The following is a 19,878-nucleotide window of genomic DNA, read 5'->3' as shown; positions in this document are numbered from 1 at the left end:
CTGTGGCCCGCCACCCGGGCCCGGACCGGCGCCGCCACCACCGGTCCCAGGGAGCCGGCTACTACCCTCGGTGGCGTTCGCCCGGCACGGTGGCTGCCGCGACGAACCCTGCCCGCCTGAGCCGCACCCGCCCGTACGACGACAAGGACGCTCGTGTCGATGACCGACCACTCCGTCGCCGTCGCCGCAACCAGACCGGCTGCGACTGACGAACCGGCCGAACCGGCACCGGTGCACCGCAACCGGATCCGGGCCGTGCTCGACGGGGTCCGCGCCGGCATCGCGGCGATACCCGCGCTGCTGACCGACTGCGCCGTGCTGGCGTTCGCGCTCTTCACGCTGCTCTACCACGCGGCCCTCCCGTTGGGCCTCGCCCCGTCGCTGACGCTGCGCATCTGGCTGGTCGTCGGATCGGTGCTGGCCGTGCTCGCCGTCCTGCTCCGGCTCGGCCTGCGCCTGCGACGCCGACGCGCGACCCCGGGTTCTGACTCCGACCCGGACGCCACCTCCGACCCTGACTCCGATCCGGACGCCGAGGACGCCTCGGATGCTGAAACCGGTCCGGACGCCGTGGCCGAGGATGCCTCCGACCCCGGACCCGGTCCGGACGGCGTGGTCGAAGTCGCCTCGGATGCTGCACCTGCCTCCCGCGCGGCCGGGGCGTCGGTGCCGGCGGCCTCGACCGTCGACCGGGCCGGCTGGGTGGGTGTGGCGCAGCGGTGGGGGACGGTGCTGACCCTGCTGGTCGGCACCGTCGCCGCGATCACGGCCGGGCTGGCCGGCACCCCGGCCGGTGCGGGCATCTCCTGGTGGGTTCCCGGCTCCGCCGGGCTCGTGGCGGCGGTCGGTGCGGTGCTGCTGACCTGGCAGACCTGGCGGGCCACCCCGCCGACCCCGACGGACGTCCCGGCGCCGAAGGCCTGGCAGTCGGTGTACGCGCTGCTGATCGCCGGGCTGGCCGCGGTCGCCTCGCTCTACCTGGCCCGTAGTACCCCCGACGACATCTACTACGTGGGCCGCTCGGTCTGGGTGGCCGAGCGCGACATCGTGCCCCTCAACGACTTCCTGTTCAGCGAGAATGTGCTCCCGGCGATGGCCTCGCAGCCCCCGGTCGCCAGCATCGAGGTCTTCGCCGGAGCACTCGCCCGCTTCTTCGGCATCCCGGCCGCCTCGGCCACCTGGTACCTGCTGCTGCCCGTCCTGGCCGTCCTCGCGGTACTGGCGCTGTGGCGCCTGGTGCAGCGGTGGGCGCCGCGCCGTCCGGTGCTCGCCTTCACCGTGGCCGTCACCTTCCTGGCGCTGGTCTGCGGCCCGGACGCGGCGCTGGGCACCTTCCACCTGCCCCGCCTGTACCAGGGCAAGGGCATGTTCGTCTCCGCGGTCGTGCCGTTGATGTGGCTCTACCTGACCCGCTGGTTCGACGACCGCTCCAAGCGGAACCTGGTGCTCATCGTCGCCCTGTCGATCACCGCGATCGGGCTCACCACCACCGCGGCGATCATCCTGCCGATGCTGGTCGGTGGGGCGGCCCTGATGATGCTGCTGGTGGGGCGCTGGAAGTCTGCGCTGATCGCGGGGGTCGCCGCGTTGGCCTACCCGGTCGGGGCGGTGGTCATCACCCAGTTGCTGATCGGCACGTCCGCCAACGAGGCGGCGGCGGACGTCAACTTCTACGACGCCGCGCACACCTACCGGCGGACCTTCGAGATCGGCATCGTGGGCGTGATCGGCGGGCTCGCGTTGTGGTGTGGTCCGTTGCTGGCCCGCCGTCGTACTCCGGCGCTGCTCGCGGCCGGCGGTGCGCTGACGCTGAGCGTCCTGCTGGTGCCCGGGGTGCTGGAGTGGCTCAGCGCGGTCACCGGCATCTCGGTGGTGCTCTGGCGGGTTCCCTGGCTGCTGGCCGTCCCGGCGTTGATCGGTCTGCTCTGCACCGTCTGGCTGCCCACCCGGCTGCGCGTGGTGCGGGCCGTGGTCGGTGTGGTGCTGGCCGCCGCGATGGTGACCTCGTTCGCCGTCTACGCCGTGCCGATGTGGGACGAACGCAGCGGTGTGCTGGTGCACGAGGAGCCGACCTGGAAGATCCGGCCGCAGCGGCAGGCCATCGCGCAGTTCATCATCGATCTCGACCGTCCGGACGGCCTGGTGCTCGCCCCGGCGAGCATCATGCGGACCATCCCGGTGATGAGCAGCGCACCCCGAGTGGTGCTGCCCCGCGACTTCTTCCTGGTCGAGTACGACATCAACTCGCAGTTCTCGCAGGACCGGCTGCTGCTGACCAAGTTCGCCAACGGGGGCCCGAGGGTGGAGCGGCCGGAACGTGACGACGTGATCGCCGCGCTGCAACGGCTGGACGTGGGGACGATCTGCTTCTACAGCCAGAACCGCTACGCCCTGCGTACCGGTGAGCGGGCCGGTTACACCATGGTCGCCGAGCGGCCCGCCGAGCCGCCCGTGCACCCCAACGCGGTGACCTGCATGGTCCGGCAGTGACCGGCTCCGGCCGAGCCCGTCGCCGGGCGGAGCCGGACCGAAATTCGCGTGGCCGGCGGTGGCTTGTGCGGTACCCGCCCGATCCGCCGTCGGGACGGGCATGCTCACAGGGCAGGCCGTCGCACACGGGAGGTGGGCATGGAGAGCTACCACGAGGACTGGACGGACAGTCAGCGCGCGCTCTACGACGAGTGCTACCGCTGCGGAACCGACTGGGCCGACGATCCGGCGACGCCCGCCGAGGACGTGCAGCACGTGATCAACCTCGGCGAGGCCGACGACGACACCCTCGCCGACGCCGAGATCGACTTCCCGCCGCTTGTCGACGCGGTCACCCAGGCGACCGGCGAGATCGTCACCACGGTGCCCGCCAGCCACGACGACCCCGCCTTCAAAGGCTTCGTCGACGGGGTACGCGACGCCACCTCCGACGAGGTCTTCGGTCTCTGAGCACGGGTCAACCGCCCCCAGGCCTGTCACCCCGGCCGGTCTTCTGCCACCATCAACCGGAACCGTTCCGGCGCGGAGCAGACCTGATGGGAGGCCAGGTGCGGATCCTGTTGGTCGAGGACGACCGCCGGGTGGCCGGTGCCCTGTCGTCGGCCCTGCACCGGCGTGGGTACGACGTGGAGCACGCCGCCACCGTCGCCGCCGCTCTCTCCGCCGCCCCGTGCGACCTCGTGCTGCTCGACCTGACCCTGCCCGACGGGGACGGCACCGACCTGTGCCGGGAACTGCGTCGGCGCAGCAACCAACTCGGCATCATCGCGGTGACCGCCCGTGGTGAGGAACGCGACCGGGTCCTCGGCCTGCGGATCGGCGCCGACGACTACGTCGTCAAACCCTTCTCGATGGTGGAGTTGCAGGCCCGGATCGAGGCGGTGCTGCGGCGGGCCTCACACGCCACGCCGCACCGTAGCCTGATCGAGGTCGGGAAGATCCGCGTGGACGTGTCGGCGCGTACGGTCACCGTGGCCGGCGAGCCGGTGTCGCTGACCCGCAAGGAATTCGACGTCCTGCTCTCGTTGGCCCGGCAACCCGGCGTCGCCGTCCCCCGGGACCGGATCCTGCTCGACGCCTGGGGCACCACCTTCGCCGACCGGCACACCGTCGAGGTGCACGTCGGCTCGCTGCGCGGCAAGCTGGGCGACCCACGCCTGGTGGAGACCGTCCGCGGCGTCGGTTACCGGCTACGGGCCGAGTGAGGGGCCGGGTGTGCGACGCCGCCTGGTGATCAGCTATCTGCTGCTGATGGTGCTGGTGCTGGTGGCGTTGGGGACGCCACTGGCGATGACGCTTGCCACCCGGGAGACCGACCGGATCCGGGCCGACCGGATCGCCGACGCCACCCGGTTCGCCTCGTTGGCCGGGCCGGCGTTGCGCGACGGCACGACCGGCCCGCTCGACAGCGAACTGACCAGCTACGAGGGGCTGTACAGCATCAACGCGGCGGTGGTCGACCGGGACGGTGCGGCGGTGATCCCGTCGCCGGGCTGGCAGTGGACCCTGGGCACCCGGGAGGCGCTTGACGTCGCGTTGTCCGGGCAGCAGACCAGCCGACCCGACGCGGTCTGGCCGTGGGTGGACGATCCGATCGTGGTGGCGGTGCCGATCAACGACGGGGGCGAGGTCCTCGGGGCGGTGATCACCGCCAGTCCGTCCGACGGAGTCCGTCGTACGGTGACGACCTGGTGGCTGCTGCTGGCCGGCACCGGCCTGGTCGCCGTGCTGGCCTGCGTACTAACCGCGTTCGGGCTGGCCGGCTGGGTGCTGCGCCCGATCACCGAACTCGACGCGGTGACCCACGAGATCGCCGAGGGGGACCGGGGCGCCCGCGTACAGCACCGCCTCGGCCCGCCGGAGCTGCGTCGCCTGGCGGCGAGCTTCAACCACATGGCCGACGTGGTGTCCGACGTGATGGACCGGCAACGGGCGTTCGTCGCCCACGCCAGCCATCAGCTGCGCAACCCGCTTACCGCGTTGCGGCTGCGGGTGGAGGAACTCGGGCCGAGCCTGACCGACGAGCAGGGTCGCGCCGAACACCAGCTCGCGCTGGAGGAGACCGACCGGCTGACCCTGCTGCTGGACGGCCTGCTCACCCTGGCCCGGGCCGAGCGCCGGGAGAACCAGCGGGTGACAGTGGACGCGGTGGAGGTGGCCGAGTCCCGGGTGGCGGCGTGGGAGCCGCTGGCCCGGTACCGGTCGGTGACGCTGCGGCTGACCACCGGCCCGGCCCCGGTCTACGCCCGGACCGTGCCGACCGCGATCGACCAGGCCCTCGACGCGTTGATCGACAACGCGGTGAAGTTCAGCGGCGCGGGCGGCGAGGTGACGGTGACCGTCACGGCCCGCGACGAAGGCTGCGTGCTGGAGGTACGCGACACCGGCCCCGGCATGACCCCCAGTCAGCTCGGCCAGGCCACCGAGCGGTTCTGGCGGGCTCCGGAGGTGCAGAACGTCGACGGCGCGGGACTGGGGTTGACAATCGCCGCGGTGCTCGTCGACGCCTCCGACGGTCGCCTCACCATGCACCCGAACTCGCCCCGCGGACTGGTCGCCACGCTGTGGTTCCCGGCCCCCGACGAGCCGTCCACCTCGGCCGAGTCGTCGGACCTCGACGTGCCACCCGCTGCCGGCGGCCCGCGCGCCGAACTGGAGTCGGCTGTGCGATCCGGCTGACCGGCCCGGTCAGGGTTTGCTGTCGCGGTAGTACTCGGCGGCACCCGGATGCAGCGGCAGCGGCGGGGTGGCGATCGCCGACCGGGCGCTGATCCGCCCGGCTGCCGGGTGCGCCTCGGCCAACTCGGCGCGGCGTTCCATCAGCAGGCGGGTCACCTGACGGACCAGGTCCTCCGGCAGGTCGGCCCGGACCAGCAGGTAGTTGGGGTTGGCCACGGCGGTGACCGGGTCCATGCCGTACACCGACCGGGGTATGTCCCGGGGCACGTACACCTCCCGGTTGCCCCGGCGCAGCGGCACCGTCCACTCGCCGAGGTCGACGAGGCGGGCGGGAGTGTCCTCGACGAACTGGACCACGGCCCGCACCGGCAGGCCACCAGAGAAGAAGAAGGCGTCGATCTCACCGCGGCGCAACGCGCTCACCGAGTCGTCCAGACCGAGCTGCACCCGGTGCAGCCCGGCGTCGTCCAGCCCGGCCACGGTGAGCAGCCGGTTGACGGTGATCTCCGTACCGGAACCGGCCGCGCCGATGGACACCCGCCGACCCGCCAGGTCGGTCAGCTTGCGGATCGGGCTGGCGGCGGTGGTGACCAGGTGCAACAGGTCGTCGTAGACCCGGGCGACCGCCACCACCGGCGGATCCGGCCCCGGGTAGGCCGGCAGCACGTCGGCCTGGGTGAACCCGAGTTCGACCTCGCCGGCCTTGAGCAGCCGGACGTTCTCCACCGAGGCGGCAGTGACCAACACCTCAGCGCGTACGTTCGGCAGTTCCCGGTTCAGGATGGCGGCCAGCGACGTGCCGAAGGCGTGGTAGACGGCGGTCGGGCTGCCGGTGGCGATGCGGATGCGTACCGTGTCGTCGGGATCGTCCCGGCAGGCGCTGAGGCTGCTGGGCAGGATCAGCAGCACGGCGACCAGGACGACGGCGCTGGCGACGGGCCGCCGGTCTCGGGCAGCAAACCGGGTACGGGTCACGGGCAGCACTGTGCGCCGCCGGACCCCTGCGGCGCAACCCCAGGGGGGCGGAGTTCGTCCCAATCGCGGTGCAGTCTGCCCTGACCGGGTCGTTTACTCAGGCGACCGGGCGGTGCGCCACCTCCTCACCGGCATGGTGCAGAATCCGGTCGCGGTCCGGGCCATGGGCGACGCTGACCAGGTAACAGCCGGTGCCGGCGCGCAGCAGCGCCGGTACGTCGAGCAGGGCGGCGCCACGGACCAGTACGGCGGCCAGTTCCCGGTCGGTGATCCGTACCCCGAGGATGTGCCGGCGCACGTGCCGTCCACCGGCCAGCAGCGCGGCCCGCCAGGCGGCGGAGGCCAACCGGGTGCGCCACTGACGGCGTGCCGTCGAGGCGCCCGGCGCCGGGCCGCCGAGCAGTTCCCGTCGGCCCCGGTGCCAGCCGTTCTCCATCAGCGCCGTGTAGTCGGATCGCGCGTCACGGGCCACGTGCAGCCGGTGCAACTCGTAGCGGCGACGCAGGCCGCCGACGGCCAACTCGTGCTGTACCGGGATGCCGAGCCGGTCCAGCAGTTGTCGCGTACGCCGGGCCGCCTCCTCCCGGTTGAACTCGATCGCGGTGGGCAGGCTGGCACGCCGCCCGGCGTGGCGTTGACCGGGCGTGGCCGGCGGCGGCATGCAGCGCAGCAGGCAGGCTGCTTCGAAGGCGTCGGCCAGGGTCGTCCAGTCCAGCGGCGGCAGGGTCGACGGCGAGCGGGGTCGGTCGAGCAGAATCGGTTCGGCAACCACCCGGAGGGCCTCCTCGTGGTGTCGGGTGTCATTACGGTGACCCGAGACGCCCTGCCGTGGTACCGATCCGGCCCAGCCTTGAGGAAATCTTGCGGCTGGTTACAGCGCCGACACGACAACGTCGATCTGCCGTGGCCGTCCCGCTGCCGAGGGCTGCTCGCACACCGTGTACTTCAGGTCGCGTAGCGCCCCCACCAGCGCGTCGGCGCTGCGCGGGCGGACGCCGTGCAGCAGCAGATCCCGCACCAGTCGACCCTTCGTGGCCTTGTTGAAGTGACTCACCACCGAACGCACCGGTGTCCCGTCGACCTCCCGTTCGTGCAGCACCCGGACGGTGACGGTGCGTTCGGCCAACTCGCCGCGCGGCGTCCAGGCGGCGGCGTAGGCACCGGAGCGCAGGTCGAGCACCGGCCCGGCACCCGCCGCCGAGGTCAGCGCCGGACCCAACACCGGCCGCCAGAGCGCGGGCAGCGCGGCGACGCCGGGCAACCGGGCCCCGATGGGGCAGCGGTACGGCGGAATGCGGTCGGTCAACCGGACCGCCCCCCACAGGCCGGAGGAGATCAGCACCTGCCGGGCCGCCGCGCGCTGTGCCGCCGCCGGGAGGGTGGCCAGGTCCAACGCCTCGTAGAGCACCCCGGTGTAGATCCGGCCCGCCGGTGCGGTGGCCGCCCGCTCCAGGCGGGCGTTGCGGCGAAGCTCACCGTGCTGGCCGCTGCCGAGCCCGAGCGCGGCCAACGCCGCCTCCGCCGGCCCCGCGCTGAGCGTCAGCAACGCGGCCAGCACCTGTTCGCGGACGGGGTTCAGCTCCGGCAGCGAGAGCTTGGTCAGGTCCAGGCGGCGACCGGCGCCGGCCTCGGCCTTGCCCTCCGAGGGCGGCAGCAGGATGAGCATCGACAGACTCCTCGACGTCCCGGACCGCACCATCCGCGCCGGGGGTCCGGCCAGCGTACGACCCGGCTCACCGCCACGGCCGCAGCGGCGTCGGCGGGTGGTAGACGCGGAAGTCGCCGACCTCGGCCAGCAACGCGGCGTCCGCTCCGTCGCCGAGCAACTCCCGCAGGCGTCGCTCCGCCGACCCGCCGGCCTCCAGCACGTAGCCGGGCCGCGAGGCGCGAGCCAACCGCCACCAGTACGCCGGGTAGCGGTTCTGCCCCGGATGCAGGTCACCGTCGAGCACACCACAGACCACCTGCTCGCCGGTGTTGAAGACCAGCCGGTTGCAGGTCCAGTACTCGCCGTACACCTCGCGCAGCCCGGCCGCACGGACCGTGTCCGCGAGTTGGCGGGACTGCCGCTCCTCCACCCGGCCCGGCGCCGCGCCGACGGTGGCGAACAGCACGGTGACCACCAGCGACGTCGCCGCCAACGCGGCCAGCAGCGCGGTCGCCAGCGCGCCGACGAGCCGACCGGCAGCGCCGACCGTGCCGCGCGCGCACGCCGCCGCCGCCACCCACAGCGGCCACAGCACCGCCGGTAGCGACAGTTGCAGCACCGACAGGTAGCGGGCGTTACCCAGCGGATCCGTCGCGGCGAGCGAACTGCGCACGTACGCCAGCAGGGTCGCCGCCGCGCCGACGAGCAGGGCGAGACGCACCACCGCCACCACCCGCTCACCCCGTCCGACCCGGCGGCGGTACGCGAGCCCGGCGAGCACCACCGCGACGACCAGCAGCACCGGGTAGAGCAGGCCGAACCACTCCTGCCAGCCGGCACAGCCGGTCATCGGGCACAGCCCGGCGGCCAGCGGCACCCCCTCCAGCAGCCCGCCGTCGAGCCGTTGGCCCCACGTCGGGGACGGTCCCTGCGCGCCGCTGATACGGCCCAGCACCGAGAGGGAATCCTGCCCGGTCGGGGCCACCAGGTTGTCGCGGATCATCGGGGCGATCCCGACGCCGAACCCGACGACCAGCAGCAGACCGGCCCCACCGAGCAGTTCCCGGCGCAGCACCCAGAGCAGGGCCGCCCCGGCCACCGCCAGGTACGGCGCGATCAGCCAGTCCGACCACAGGGCCAGCCCGGCGAGCAACCCGAAGCCGCCGACGGCCCACCGGCGGTGCCGCACCGTGCCGCGGGCCAACCCCACCACGATCAGCAGCATCACCAGTACGGCGACCTTGACCTCCGGCCGACCGCCGACCGTCGTCACCTGGTCGCGGATGACCCGCTCGGAGCCGAGCGCCAGCAGACCGACGATCGCGGTGGCGAACCACGGTGAACCGATCCGCCGGGTCAGCCGGTGGATCAACCAGAGGAACAACGCGTAGAGCGCGAGCACCGGCAGCCGCAGCGCCGGCCAACTCGGCCCGGTCACCGCGAGCAGGGGCGCCGCCAGGTAGGACTGCAGCATGCCCATGTAGCGCTGGCCGTACAGGAAGACCGGATGTTCCCGGCCCTGGGCGATGTGCAGGGCGGCCAGCCCGAAGGTCGCCTCGTCACTGTTGGCCACCGGCACGGTGTTCAGCACCAGATACAACCGGTAGCCGACCCCGAGCACGCCGAGGATCAGCGCGACGAGGGCGGGCCGGTCCAGCCGTGGCTGCCACCGCCCGCGCCGTCGCTGTGCTCGCGACTCTGCCTGTGGCACGACCATCGCCCCCGTCGTCGTCCCGACCGGAGTGTTTCACGCTGGGCAGCCGCCCCGGGCGCGGTTGCCCTTGATCGTCTTCATTCCCGCTGCTGCCGTGCTCGCAGGCCGGCCCGAACGGAGACGATCAAGAAGCCCGGGTCTCGCGTGGCCGAGGTCGGCGGGGTGTGGCAGGGTTGCAGACGTGCCATCCACACCCGCAGGCCAGTTGGCCATACCGAACCTGCATCGGGCCGCGCGGATCGAGGACGCCGTGCACAAGCTGGTCGAACGCCGCCTGCGGCGGACGGGCTGGCGGACCAACATCATCGCCTACACCGGCTACGGCGCGCCCGGCTGGGCGCGGGTGATGTGCCGGGTGCTGCTGGGCCGGCCGGACACCCGGCAACGCGGGCGGCTGGAGAAGGTCCGAGGTTGGCGCAGCTTCACCACCCTGCCGGCCAAGCACGTCACGGTGACCATCGAGACCGGTGGGGTGGTGCACGAGGCGCAGGCCGACCGCAGCGGCTTCATCGACACCACAGTCGAGGCGGACCTGCCCCCCGGCTGGGGCTCGGTGCGGCTGAGCATGCCCGACGCCGAACCGGTCGAGGCACCGGTACGCATCCTGGACCCCGAGGTCCGCTTCGGCATCCTCTCCGACATCGACGACACGGTCATGGTGACCGCGCTGCCCCGCCCGCTGCTCGCCGCCTGGAACACGTTCGTGCTCGACGAGCACGCCCGCGCCGCCGTGCCCGGCATGGCCGTGCTGTACGAGCGGCTGGTCACCGCCCACCCCGGCGCACCGGTGTTCTACCTGTCCACCGGCGCCTGGAACGTCGCCCCGACCCTCACCCGCTTCCTGTCCCGGCATCTCTACCCGGCGGGACCGCTGCTGCTCACCAACTGGGGTCCCACCCAGGACCGCTGGTTCCGCAGCGGCCGGGAACACAAGCGGGCCACCCTGGCCCGGCTGGCCAAGGAGTTCCCCGACGTACGCTGGCTGCTCGTCGGCGACGACGGCCAGCACGACCCGGAGATCTACCGCGAGTTCGCCGCCGCCCACCCGGACAACGTGGCCGCCGTGGCGGTCCGCCGCCTCTCGCCCGCCCAGTCCGTGCTCGCCGGCAGCCTGCCGGTCCCGCACGACCAGCCGACCGAGGGCCCGATAGGCCAGAAGTGGCTCTCCGCCCCCGACGGCGCCGGCCTCTGGACCCTGCTCCGCGGCGCCGGCCTGGTCTGAGTCCGCCGCGGTGCCCGTTCTACGCCGGGCGGAGCCAGAGGGCGCCGAGTGGGGGGACGCGCAGCGACACCGAGGCGGGTTGGCCGTGCCAGGGGACGGGCTCGGCGTGCACGGTGCCGAGGTTGCCGACGCCGGAGCCGCCGTACGGGTGGGCGTCGGTGTTGAGGACCTCGGCCCAGGGGCCGGCGGCCGGTAGGCCGATGCGGTAGTCCTCCAGCGGTAGGGCGGAGAAGTTGGCCACGCAGACCAGGGTCGCCCCGTCGGGGGCGATCCGGACGAACGAGACGGTGTTGTTGGCGACGTCGTCACCGGCGAGCCAGCGGAAACCGGCGGGGGAGGTGTCCTGCGCCCACAGCGCGGGGGTGTCCCGGTAGACCCGGTTGAGGTCGCCGACCAGGCGTTGCACGCCGGCCCGGGCCGGGTCGTGCAGCAGGTACCAGTCGAGGCCGCGCTCCTCGCTCCACTCCCGGTCGTCGGCCAGCTCGCAGCCCATGAACAGCAGTTGCTTGCCCGGGTGCGCCCACATGTAGGCCAGCAGCACGCGCACGTTTGCCAGCCGCTGCCACTGGTCGCCGGGCATCTTGCCCAGCAGCGAACCCTTGCCGTGCACCACTTCGTCGTGGCTGATCGGCAGCACGTAGTTCTCGCTCCAGGCGTACGCCAGGGAGAAGGTGAGCTGATTGTGGTGGTGCTGCCGGTAAATCGGGTCCTTCGAGGTGTAGAGCAGGGTGTCGTGCATCCAGCCCATGTTCCACTTGAAGCCGAACCCGAGCCCGCCGTCGCTCGTCGGTCGGGTCACTCCCGGCCAGGCGGTGGACTCCTCGGCGATCATCACCACCCCGGGGTGGTGCTTGTAGACCGTCGCGTTGGTCTCCTGCATGAACGCGATGGCCTCCAGGTTCTCCCGGCCGCCGTACTGGTTGGGCACCCACTGCCCGTCGGCGCGGGAGTAGTCCAGGTAGAGCATCGAGGCGACCGCGTCGACCCGCAGCCCGTCGACGTGGAACTCCTCAAGCCAGTAGAGCGCGTTGGCGACCAGGAAGTTGCGCACCTCGCGGCGGCCGAAGTCGAAGACGTACGTGCCCCAGTCCGGGTGCTCGCCGCGACGCGGGTCGGGGTGCTCGTAGAGCGGGGTGCCGTCGAAGCGGGCCAGGGCCCACTCGTCCTTGGGGAAGTGCGCCGGCACCCAGTCCAGGATCACCCCGATGCCGGCGGCGTGCAGCCGGTCCACCAGGTGACGGAAGTCGTCCGGGTCACCGAAGCGGGAGGTCGGGGCGAAGTAGCCGGTGACCTGGTAGCCCCAGGAGCCGCCGAACGGGTGCTCCATCACCGGCAGGAACTCCACGTGGGTGAAGCCCAGCTCCGTCACGTACGCGGCCAACTGCTCGGCCAGTTCCCGGTAGCCCAGGCCGGGCCGCCACGAGCCGAGGTGCACCTCGTACACGCTCATCGGCTCCTGGTGCGGCTGCTGCTTCGCCCGCCGCGCCAGCCATTCCGCGTCGCCCCACTTGTACGTCGAGCGGTGCACCACGGAGGCGGTGGCCGGCGGCACCTCGGCGTACCCGGCGAGCGGGTCGGCCTTGTCCCGCCAGTAGCCGTCGGCGCCGAGGATGCGGTACTTGTACCGGGCCCCCACCTGCACCCCGGGCACGAAGATCTCCCACACGCCGGTGGAGCCCAGGGACCGCATCGGCCAGCCGTCGTCGGGTGCCCAGCCGGTGAAGTCACCGACCACCCGCACGCCCCGGGCGTTCGGGGCCCAGACGGTGAACGCCACCCCGCCGTCGAGGACGCGGGCGCCGAGGGCCTCCCAGAGCCGCTCGTGCCGGCCCTCGCTGATCAGGTGCAGGTCCAGCTCACCCAGGGTCGGCGGGTGCCGGTACGGGTCGTCGTGCGGCTGCCCGTTCCACTCGATGCGGTAGTCGAGCACCTCGCCGGGCACGGTCGCCTCGAAGACGCCCACCTCGTGCACCCGGGTCATCGGGTACCGCTGTTCACCCACCAGCAGGCACAGTTCGGTCGCGCCCCGCCGCAGGGTGCGGATCACCGTACGGCCGTTCGCCGGGTGGGCACCGAGCACGGCGTGCGGGTCGTGGGTCTCCCCGGAGATCAGCTGGTCCATCGGGCGTCGTCCTTCGTGGCGGAGGCGGTGCCGCCACGGGGACCGGCGGCAGTGGCGGGCACGGTGGTGGCGATCGGCGGGGGCGAAGCCGTCATCGCCGTGGCGGCGGATGACGCGGCGGCGTCTGGACGGCGCAGGGTGAGCACGTGGGCGGGATGCAGGTACGGGTCGAGCCGGACCGCGTTGCGCTGCCCCCAGTCGTAGCCGGCCCCGGTCAACTCGTCGTACACGGTGAACCGGTCGTGCCAGTCCAGGCCCAGCGCCGGCATGTCCAGGGTGGTGTTGCCCCACTGCACGGTGTGCGAGTCGAACGAGCAGACCACCAGCACGGTGTTGCCGGTGACCGGGTCGTGTTTGGACCAGCACAGCAGGGCAGGGTTGTCGATGTCGTGGAAGACCAGGTTGCGCAGCCGGTGCAGGGCGGGATTCTCCCGGCGTACCCGGTTCAGGGTGGCGATGAACGGCGCCAGGGAGCGCCCCTGCGCCTGGGCCTGCGCCCAGTCCCGGGGCCGCAGCTCGTACTTCTCGTTGTCGAGGTACTCCTCCGCGCCCGGACGCGCGACGTGCTCGAACAGCTCGAAGCCGGCGTACATGCCCCACGAGGGGGAGAGCAGCGCAGCAAGCACCGCCCGGATCTTGAACATCGGCGGCCCGCCGTGCTGCAGGCTCTCGTGCAGGATGTCCGGGGTGTTGGGCCAGAAGTTCGGTCGCATGTAGTCGGCCGCCGCCACCAGCTCCGCGCAGTACTCGCGCATCTCGGTGGGCGAGGTCCGCCAGGTGAAGTACGTGTACGACTGGGTGAAGCCGACCTTGGCCAGCCCGTGCATCATCGCCGGTCGGGTGAACGCCTCGGCGAGGAAGAGCACGTCCGGGTCGGTCCGCTTGACCTCCCAGATCAGCCAGTGCCAGAAGTCGACAGGCTTGGTGTGCGGGTTGTCCACCCGGAAGATCTTCACGCCCTCGCCGACCCAGTGCCGTACCACCCGCAGGATCTCCGTGCGGATGCCGTCGGGGTCGTTGTCGAAGTTCAGCGGGTAGATGTCCTGGTACTTCTTCGGCGGGTTCTCCGCGTACGCGATGCTGCCGTCGGCGCGGGTGGTGAACCATTCCGGGTGCTCGGTCACCCACGGGTGATCCGGCGCGCACTGCAACGCCAGGTCCATCGCCACCTCCAGGCCGTGTTCGGCGGCGGCGGCCACGAAGTCGCGGAAGTCCTGCGGCGTACCCAGGTCGGGGTGGATGGCGTCGTGGCCGCCCTCGGCCGCGCCGATCGCCCACGGCGAACCCACGTCCTCCGGCCCGGCGACCAGGCTGTTGTTCGGGCCCTTGCGGTTGACCCGGCCGATCGGGTGGATCGGCGGCAGGTAGAGCACGTCGAAGCCCATCGCCGCCACCCCGGGTAGCCGTTCGGTGGCGGTGGCGAAGGTCCCGGAGCGGGCCGGTGTCTCGGTCGTGGCCAGGATCGCCCCCTCCGAGCGGGGGAAGAACTCGTACCAGGCGGAGTACAGAGCCCGCTCCCGGTCCACCCAGATGCGGTACTCCTCGCCGGTGGTGACCAACTCCCGCACCGGGTGCGCCCAGAGCAGATCGGCCAGGGTCAGCGCCGGGGCGCTGCGCTGCGGCAGGGGCAACGTCGAGTCCGCCAGGGCGGCCACAGCCTGCTCGATCCGGGCCCGCTGCGCCGCCGGCACCAGGTCGGCGGCGGCGGTCAGCACCCGTACGCCCTCGGCCAGGTCGTTGGTCAGGTCTTCCGCGCTCTGGCCGGCGGCGATCTTCTTGGTCACCGCGTTGTGCCAGGTCAGGTACGGGTCGCTGAACGCCTCCACCGTGAAGATCCACTCGCCGACCGCGTCGGGGGTGATGGTGGCGTGCCACCGGTCCCGTCCGGGCTCCCCGGGCCGCATCCGGGTGAACGGACGGGCCCGACCGTCCGGCCCGAGCCAGACCACGTTGCAGCCGAGCGCGTCGTGCCCTTCGCGGTACGCGGTCGCCGACACCGGCACCAGTTCCCCGACGACGGCGCGGGCCGGATAACGTCCGCAGGAGACGACGGGGGAGACGTCTTCGATCGGGAACCGTCCAGTCACCCCGTCAACCTACTGCGCGAGATCCTTTCGCGCTCGATTGCGCGCTGCTTCCACCACGCCGGTCAGCGCCGCGCCCGCCACGCCTTGGCGCGCCGCAGGTAGCGCAGCACCCCGACCGGGCCGGTCGAGACGGGCCAGTCGTCGGTGCGGAAGTAGGCGTCCGAGCCGCCGTCCAGGAAGATCACCGAACCGCAGAGGAAGTCGGCGGCCGGCGAGAGCATGAACGCCACCCACTCGCCGACGTCCGCCGGCTTGCCGCGCCCGCCGATCGGCACCGGCAGCCCTTCGACCGCCTCCCTCTCGCCCCGGGCCATCTGCTCCTCCAGCAGCGGGGTGGCGATGATGCCGGGGGCCAGGACGTTCACCCGGATGCCGGCGCCGGCCCACTCCGGCGAGATCGCGGCGTGGCGCGCCCACCGCGTCACCGCCAGCTTCGAGCTCGCGTACGCGAACGGCGCCGAGCGCTTGCCGAAGCGCCCCACCACGCGCAGCGCCCGGCCGGCGTCGCGGTCGAGCAGGGCCCGCACGGCGCGCTCCGGCACCATCGGGGTGAGCGTGACGGAGTTCGAGCCGAACACCACGACCTTGCTGTTGCCGGCCGCAGCCAGCGTCGGTCGCCACGCCTCGAGCAGCTCCACCACGCCGAAGAAGTTGACCTGCTGCACGAGCTGGTCCCGGCCGGGGATGCCGCCGAGCCCGGCGGCGCAGACCGCCCCGTCGAGCCGCCCGCCGGCGCGCTCCAGCACCTCGGTGGCCGCCGCCGCGCGCCCGGTCGGCGTGGAGAGGTCGGCGATCACCTCCACGTCCCGCAGGTCCACGCCGACGACGGTGTGCCCGTCGCGGCGCAGCCGTTCGGCGGACGCCCGACCCATGCCCGAGGCCGCGCCGGTCACCGCGTACGTACCCATCTCGGTTCCTCTCCGCTTCGCCGACGGTCGGTCCGGATCGGCCCCTTGCGTCCTGCCGGATGCTGGCACGCCCGGCGGCCCCGGGTGCGCCAAAACCGTGCCTATTCCGCCGTCTGGTTCTCCGGGGCCGGGTCGGCGGCGGGGAGCTTGCCCGCCGCGTGCCGTCCGACGATGTAGCCGTAGACCAGGCCCTGCCCGATGGTCGCCCCGGCCCCCGGGTAGGTGCGGCCGAAGGCGTTGGCGGCGGCGTTGCCGATGGCGTACAGCCCGGGGACCGGGGTCCCCTGGTCGGACAGCGCCCGGCCGAGGCCGTCGGCCCGGATCCCGCCGCAGGTCCCGAGGTCGGACAGGACGACCCGGACGGCGTACAGGGTGCCGGCCAGCGGCCGCAGGTTCGGGTTCGGCGTCACCGTCGGATCGCCGTAGTAGCGGTCGTACGCGCTGGCGCCCCGCGCGAAGTCGTCGTCCACGCCCGCGGCGGCGAGCTGGTTGAACCGTGCCAGGGTGGCGCTCAACGCGTCGGCGTCCACGCCCATCGACCGGGCGAGGTCACCCGGGTTGCCCGCGCGGTGCGCGATGCCCGCCTCGTACCAGGACTTCGGCAGCGGGGCGCGGGGGAACTGCGTGCCGGCGAAGACGTAGCTGTTGCGGTACCGCTTGTCGAAGACCAGCCACATGGCCGGCAACGCCCCACCTTCGCGGGCGAGGCCGAGCACCCGCTGCCCGAACGTCATGTAGTCGCAGGACTCGTTGACGAACCGGCGGCCCGTGCCGTCCACCATGAGCGACCCGGGCAGGGAACGCTCGGCGAGGAGCACCGACGGCGCGGCGTCGCCGACCGGCGCGACGGCGGGGAACCACCACGCCTGCTCCATCAGGTCGGTGCCGGCGCCCGCCTCCTGCGCGGCGCGGATCCCGTCGCCGGTGTTGCTGTCCGCGCCGAGGCTCCAGTCGCCCAGGTCGCGGTGGTGGTGGGTGTGCCGCAGCGGCAGGTCGTGGTCGAAGCCGCCGGTGGCGAGCACGACACCCCGCTCGGCCCGTACGGCGAACGTCGTATCCCCGTGGCGCAGCTCGGCCCCGACGACCCGGTCCCCCTCGACCAGGAGCCGCTCCAGCGCCGTCTCGGTCCAGACCGGGATGCCGGCGCGGCGGACGCCGGCGAACAGGCCGGCGGCGATGGCCTGGCCGCCGGCGGCGTACTCGCGCCCGAGCGCGAGGCCGCCGAGGCCCTGGGCGAGGCGGGTCACGATGCGGGGCAGCGCGCGAAACGGGGTCTTCGCCATCAGGTTGAGCCACTTGTAGTCCGCGCCGGTGACCGGCATGGGCACGGGCGCGGAGAGAACGGCGGGACGCAGCCGCGCCCGATCGGCACCGAGGACCTTCAGGTCGAGCGGACGGCACTCGCAGCTCCGGCCGTCGGCGGTGCCGCCGGGCAACTCCGGGTGGTAGTCGGAGTAGCCGCGGGCCCAGAGGAAGCGCATCGGGGTGGTCCGGGTGAGCATCTCGATCGTGGCGGTGCCGTGCTCGAGGAAGCTGCGCCAGCGCTGTTCGGGCGCCGAGCCGTCCACGACGGCCTCCAGGTACGCCGCACCGCGCTCGGGCGTGTCCCCGGAGCCCTCGGCGGTCAGCACGGGATTGGCGGGGATCCAGAAGGCGCCGCCGGAGCGTGCCGTGGAGCCGCCGACCCAGCGCGACTTCTCCACGACCACGACGGAGAGGCCGGCCTCGTGGGCGCTGAGCGCGGCGGCCAGGCCGGTGCCGGAGCCGATCACGACGAGGTCGACCGAGGTGGGCCGGGGCTGCCGGGGTACGGACATCGGGGAACTCCTTGCTTATGGGGCGACGACGGGCCGGGTGCCGGCGGCGACGAGCGCCGTCGTCCCCTCGGTGTCCAGGGGGCAGTGGGTGCCGGTGAAGATGCTGGCGGCGCAGAGGTTGCAGTGGGTGCAGCGCGACCGGGTGGTGGCGTCGCGGCGGATCTTGTTGATCAGGTCCGGCTCCCTGAGCAGGGCGCGGGCCATGGCGACGTACTCGAAGCCGTCGCTCATGGCCGTGCGCATCCCGTCGAGGTCGGTGACGCCGCCGAGCAGAATCAGCGGCATGGACAGCTCGCGGCGGAACTGGAGCGCGAGGTCGCGGAAGTAGAGCGGCTGGTAGGGGTAGTCGCGGAACAGGAACCGGCCGAACATCTTCATCCCGAGCCGCAGCAGCGGCGGCTGGGGCGCGGCCATCGCCGCGAGCGGGATGTCGCCCCGGAACAGGAACATCGGGTTGAGCAGCGAGGACCCGCCGGTGAGTTCCAGGGCGTCCAGGTGCCCGTCGGCCTGGAGCATCCGGGCGAACGGGATCGACTCGTCGAGGTCGAAACCGCCGGGCACGCCGTCGCTCATGTTCATCTTGGCGATGACGGCCACGTTGTCGCCGGCGGCCTCCTTGACGGCGGCCAGGATCCGGCGTGCGAACTCGGCGCGGTTGGCCAGCGCACCGCCGAACTCGTCCCGGCGTCGGTTGAGCTTCGGCGACAGGAACGATCCGGCGAGGTAGGTGTGGCCCAGGTGCACCTCGACGGCGTCGAAGCCCACCTCGCGCGCCGCCGCGGCGGCGCTGCCGTGGGCGGCCACGATGCGGTGGATGTCGTCGTGGGTCGCGGCGCGGTCGAAGCCCATCGACAGGGGGTTGAACCGCGCCGATGCGGCGAGCGAGGGCAGCCCGTTCGAGCGGGAGTTGGCCACCGGGCCGGCGTGCCCGATCTGGGCGCTGACCTTGGCGCCGGTGGCGTGCACCGCCTCGGTCAGCCGCCGCAGCCCGGGCAACGCCTCGGGCCGCCAGTAGACCTGGCCCCGTTCGGTGCGCCCCTCGGGCGCGACGGCGAGGTAGGCGACAGTCGTCATGCCGACGCCGCCGCGACCCACAGCGGTGTGGTACTCGATCAGGCGGTCGGTGACCAGGGCGTCCGGGGTCGCCCCCTCGAAGGTGGCGGACTTGATGACCCGGTTGCGCAGGCGTACCGGGCCGAGGGTGGCGGGGGCCAGCGGGTCGGGAATCGGGCGGGTGGTGGTCACGGGGCTTCCTCGGGTGTGGTGATGCGGATGTCCAACCGACGCAGCAGGGCGTCGACGGCGAGGGCGGGCGAGCCGTCGGGGCTGCGGGCCCAGTCGTACAGCGCGGCCTGGGCCGCCTCGCGGTACGCGGTGGCGACGGCGTGGTAGATCGCGCTCGGCGCTCCCGGTCGACGCCGGGCGATCTCCCGGGCGAGGGCCTCGGTCCAGGGCGCGTAGGCGCGGGCGGAGGCTTCCGCCAGCTCGGGTTCCTCGGCGACGACCCGCATCCAGTACCCGCCCGCGCTGAGCACGAGCGCGTCGTCGGAGACGGAGGCGACCACGGCGGCGCGCAGCGCGTCCGACAGCGGGATGTCGAGGGGCAGCGTGCGGAACGTCTCGGTCAGCCGCCGGGTGGCGGCGGGCACCCCCACCCAGGCAACGGCGGCCTTGGACGGGAAGTGCCGCATCAGGGTGCGGGCGCTGATCCCGGTGGCCGCGGAGATGTCGTCCCAGCCGGTGGCACCGTAGCCGCGCTCCGCCCACAGCCGCAGGGCCGCGGTGCCGACCGCTTCGGGATCGAGCACGGTGGGTCGACCACGTCGGCGCGGGGTGGGCGAGGGTTCCGAGGCCATGCCACAAGTGAATCATTTTTGGCAGGAAGCGTCAATAATCGGGGCTGATGCTGATGGGTCACCTGTCGGCATCCGCCTGTAACACGTATCGTGTGTATTACGTATCAGGGGGGCAGTCATGAAGTTGAACAGCAAGGGGCAGGTGACCATCCCGGCCGAGCTGCGCGTTCGGTACAACTTGCACGAGGGCGACGAGGTGGACGTGATCGAGGAAGGTGGCGCCCTGCGCATCGTGCGCGTCGAGGATGCCGAGACCCGTGGGCGACGCCTGGTTCGGCACATGCGTGGCCGGGGCGGTGCCCGGGAGATGGAGGGCATGTCGACCGACGACCTGATGGATCTGCTTCGTGGCGACTGAAC

16 protein-coding genes are annotated in these 19,878 nt (G+C 72.7%); 6 read left to right on the top strand and 10 right to left on the bottom strand.

Features of this window, described 5'->3' with window-relative positions; genetic code table 11:
• Positions 1-159 precede the first annotated feature (159 nt).
• From C1A38_RS07055 to C1A38_RS07040, 4 genes are all read left to right on the top strand, one after another.
• A complete protein-coding gene (locus C1A38_RS07055) occupies positions 160-2,490 on the top strand; it encodes a DUF6077 domain-containing protein (protein ID WP_233196680.1) in 2,331 nt (776 codons plus the stop codon).
• A 138-nt stretch (positions 2,491-2,628) separates the two neighbouring features.
• Positions 2,629-2,940: a hypothetical protein gene (locus C1A38_RS07050; RefSeq protein ID WP_013732551.1), complete on the top strand. Its 312-nt coding sequence runs from the start codon at positions 2,629-2,631 to the stop codon at positions 2,938-2,940.
• A gap of 86 nt (positions 2,941-3,026) precedes the next feature.
• The gene (locus C1A38_RS07045; RefSeq protein ID WP_199180116.1) at positions 3,027-3,695 is read left to right on the top strand and encodes a response regulator transcription factor; all 669 of its coding nucleotides are present in this window, start codon (positions 3,027-3,029) and stop codon (positions 3,693-3,695) included.
• A 10-nt stretch (positions 3,696-3,705) separates the two neighbouring features.
• Positions 3,706-5,169, top strand: a complete 1,464-nt coding sequence (locus C1A38_RS07040; RefSeq protein WP_102657013.1) for a sensor histidine kinase — start codon at positions 3,706-3,708, stop codon at positions 5,167-5,169.
• 9 nt (positions 5,170-5,178) lie between these two features.
• Here the strand turns inward: C1A38_RS07040 and C1A38_RS07035 are convergent, their stop codons facing one another.
• The 4 genes from C1A38_RS07035 to C1A38_RS07020 all read right to left on the bottom strand — a co-directional run bounded on the left by C1A38_RS07035 (position 5,179) and on the right by C1A38_RS07020 (position 9,509).
• Entirely contained in the window at positions 5,179-6,153 is a 975-nt protein-coding gene (locus C1A38_RS07035; protein ID WP_102657012.1) for a TAXI family TRAP transporter solute-binding subunit, read from the bottom strand.
• An 88-nt stretch (positions 6,154-6,241) separates the two neighbouring features.
• Positions 6,242-6,916, bottom strand: a complete 675-nt coding sequence (locus C1A38_RS07030) for a hypothetical protein (protein ID WP_102657011.1) — start codon at positions 6,914-6,916, stop codon at positions 6,242-6,244.
• 99 nt (positions 6,917-7,015) lie between these two features.
• Entirely contained in the window at positions 7,016-7,810 is a 795-nt protein-coding gene (yaaA, locus tag C1A38_RS07025) for a peroxide stress protein YaaA (protein WP_199180114.1), read from the bottom strand.
• A gap of 67 nt (positions 7,811-7,877) precedes the next feature.
• Positions 7,878-9,509 (bottom strand): ArnT family glycosyltransferase, encoded by a 1,632-nt coding sequence (locus C1A38_RS07020; protein WP_102657010.1) that lies wholly within the window; start codon positions 9,507-9,509, stop codon positions 7,878-7,880.
• Positions 9,510-9,687: 178 nt separating this feature from the next.
• On the opposite strand from C1A38_RS07020, the gene C1A38_RS07015 reads away from it, so the two are divergent.
• Positions 9,688-10,728, top strand: coding sequence for an App1 family protein phosphatidate phosphatase (locus tag C1A38_RS07015; RefSeq protein WP_102657009.1), 1,041 nt, complete (start codon positions 9,688-9,690; stop codon positions 10,726-10,728).
• Positions 10,729-10,747: 19 nt separating this feature from the next.
• On the opposite strand, the gene glgB is transcribed toward C1A38_RS07015, so the two are convergent.
• The 6 genes from glgB to C1A38_RS06985 form a co-directional block, all read right to left on the bottom strand.
• Positions 10,748-12,850, bottom strand: coding sequence for a 1,4-alpha-glucan branching protein GlgB (glgB, locus tag C1A38_RS07010; RefSeq protein WP_102657008.1), 2,103 nt, complete (start codon positions 12,848-12,850; stop codon positions 10,748-10,750).
• Positions 12,838-14,937: an alpha-1,4-glucan--maltose-1-phosphate maltosyltransferase gene (locus C1A38_RS07005; RefSeq protein ID WP_102657007.1), complete on the bottom strand. Its 2,100-nt coding sequence runs from the start codon at positions 14,935-14,937 to the stop codon at positions 12,838-12,840. Before C1A38_RS07005 ends, glgB begins: the two co-directional genes overlap by 13 nt.
• A gap of 62 nt (positions 14,938-14,999) precedes the next feature.
• Positions 15,000-15,845, bottom strand: a complete 846-nt coding sequence (locus tag C1A38_RS07000; RefSeq protein ID WP_102657006.1) for an SDR family oxidoreductase — start codon at positions 15,843-15,845, stop codon at positions 15,000-15,002.
• A gap of 101 nt (positions 15,846-15,946) precedes the next feature.
• The gene (locus C1A38_RS06995; RefSeq protein ID WP_102657005.1) at positions 15,947-17,662 is read right to left on the bottom strand and encodes a 3-ketosteroid-delta-1-dehydrogenase; all 1,716 of its coding nucleotides are present in this window, start codon (positions 17,660-17,662) and stop codon (positions 15,947-15,949) included.
• Between the two features lie 15 nt (positions 17,663-17,677).
• Entirely contained in the window at positions 17,678-18,907 is a 1,230-nt protein-coding gene (locus tag C1A38_RS06990) for an NADH:flavin oxidoreductase (RefSeq protein WP_102657004.1), read from the bottom strand.
• Positions 18,904-19,518 carry a TetR/AcrR family transcriptional regulator gene (locus tag C1A38_RS06985; protein WP_102657003.1) on the bottom strand — a complete coding sequence of 205 codons (615 nt, stop codon included), beginning with the start codon at positions 19,516-19,518 and terminating at the stop codon, positions 18,904-18,906. The genes C1A38_RS06990 and C1A38_RS06985 overlap by 4 nt, the downstream gene beginning before the upstream one ends.
• A 118-nt stretch (positions 19,519-19,636) precedes the next feature.
• On the opposite strand from C1A38_RS06985, the gene C1A38_RS06980 reads away from it, so the two are divergent.
• Entirely contained in the window at positions 19,637-19,876 is a 240-nt protein-coding gene (locus C1A38_RS06980) for an AbrB/MazE/SpoVT family DNA-binding domain-containing protein (RefSeq protein ID WP_102657002.1), read from the top strand.
• Positions 19,877-19,878 lie beyond the last annotated feature (2 nt).

The organism is Verrucosispora sp. ts21 (assembly GCF_002879555.1).
Taxonomy (GTDB): domain Bacteria; phylum Actinomycetota; class Actinomycetes; order Mycobacteriales; family Micromonosporaceae; genus Micromonospora; species Micromonospora gifhornensis.
Note: the sequence above shows the minus strand (reverse complement) of the source record. Positions and strands in the feature narration are given on the sequence as shown.

Excerpts from the sequence above, each read along its gene's own strand:
- C1A38_RS06980 (WP_102657002.1), top strand. The coding sequence starts at position 19,637 with ATGAAGTTGAACAGCAAGGGGCAGGTGACCATCCCGGCCGAGCTGCGC.
- C1A38_RS07055 (WP_233196680.1), top strand. The coding sequence starts at position 160 with ATGACCGACCACTCCGTCGCCGTCGCCGCAACCAGACCGGCTGCGACT.
- C1A38_RS07020 (WP_102657010.1), bottom strand. The coding sequence starts at position 9,509 with ATGGTCGTGCCACAGGCAGAGTCGCGAGCACAGCGACGGCGCGGGCGG.
- C1A38_RS06995 (WP_102657005.1), bottom strand. The coding sequence starts at position 17,662 with ATGTCCGTACCCCGGCAGCCCCGGCCCACCTCGGTCGACCTCGTCGTG.
- glgB (WP_102657008.1), bottom strand. The coding sequence starts at position 12,850 with ATGGACCAGCTGATCTCCGGGGAGACCCACGACCCGCACGCCGTGCTC.
- C1A38_RS06985 (WP_102657003.1), bottom strand. The coding sequence starts at position 19,518 with ATGGCCTCGGAACCCTCGCCCACCCCGCGCCGACGTGGTCGACCCACC.
- yaaA (WP_199180114.1), bottom strand. The coding sequence starts at position 7,810 with ATGCTCATCCTGCTGCCGCCCTCGGAGGGCAAGGCCGAGGCCGGCGCC.
- C1A38_RS07050 (WP_013732551.1), top strand. The coding sequence starts at position 2,629 with ATGGAGAGCTACCACGAGGACTGGACGGACAGTCAGCGCGCGCTCTAC.
- C1A38_RS07045 (WP_199180116.1), top strand. The coding sequence starts at position 3,027 with ATGGGAGGCCAGGTGCGGATCCTGTTGGTCGAGGACGACCGCCGGGTG.
- C1A38_RS07000 (WP_102657006.1), bottom strand. The coding sequence starts at position 15,845 with ATGGGTACGTACGCGGTGACCGGCGCGGCCTCGGGCATGGGTCGGGCG.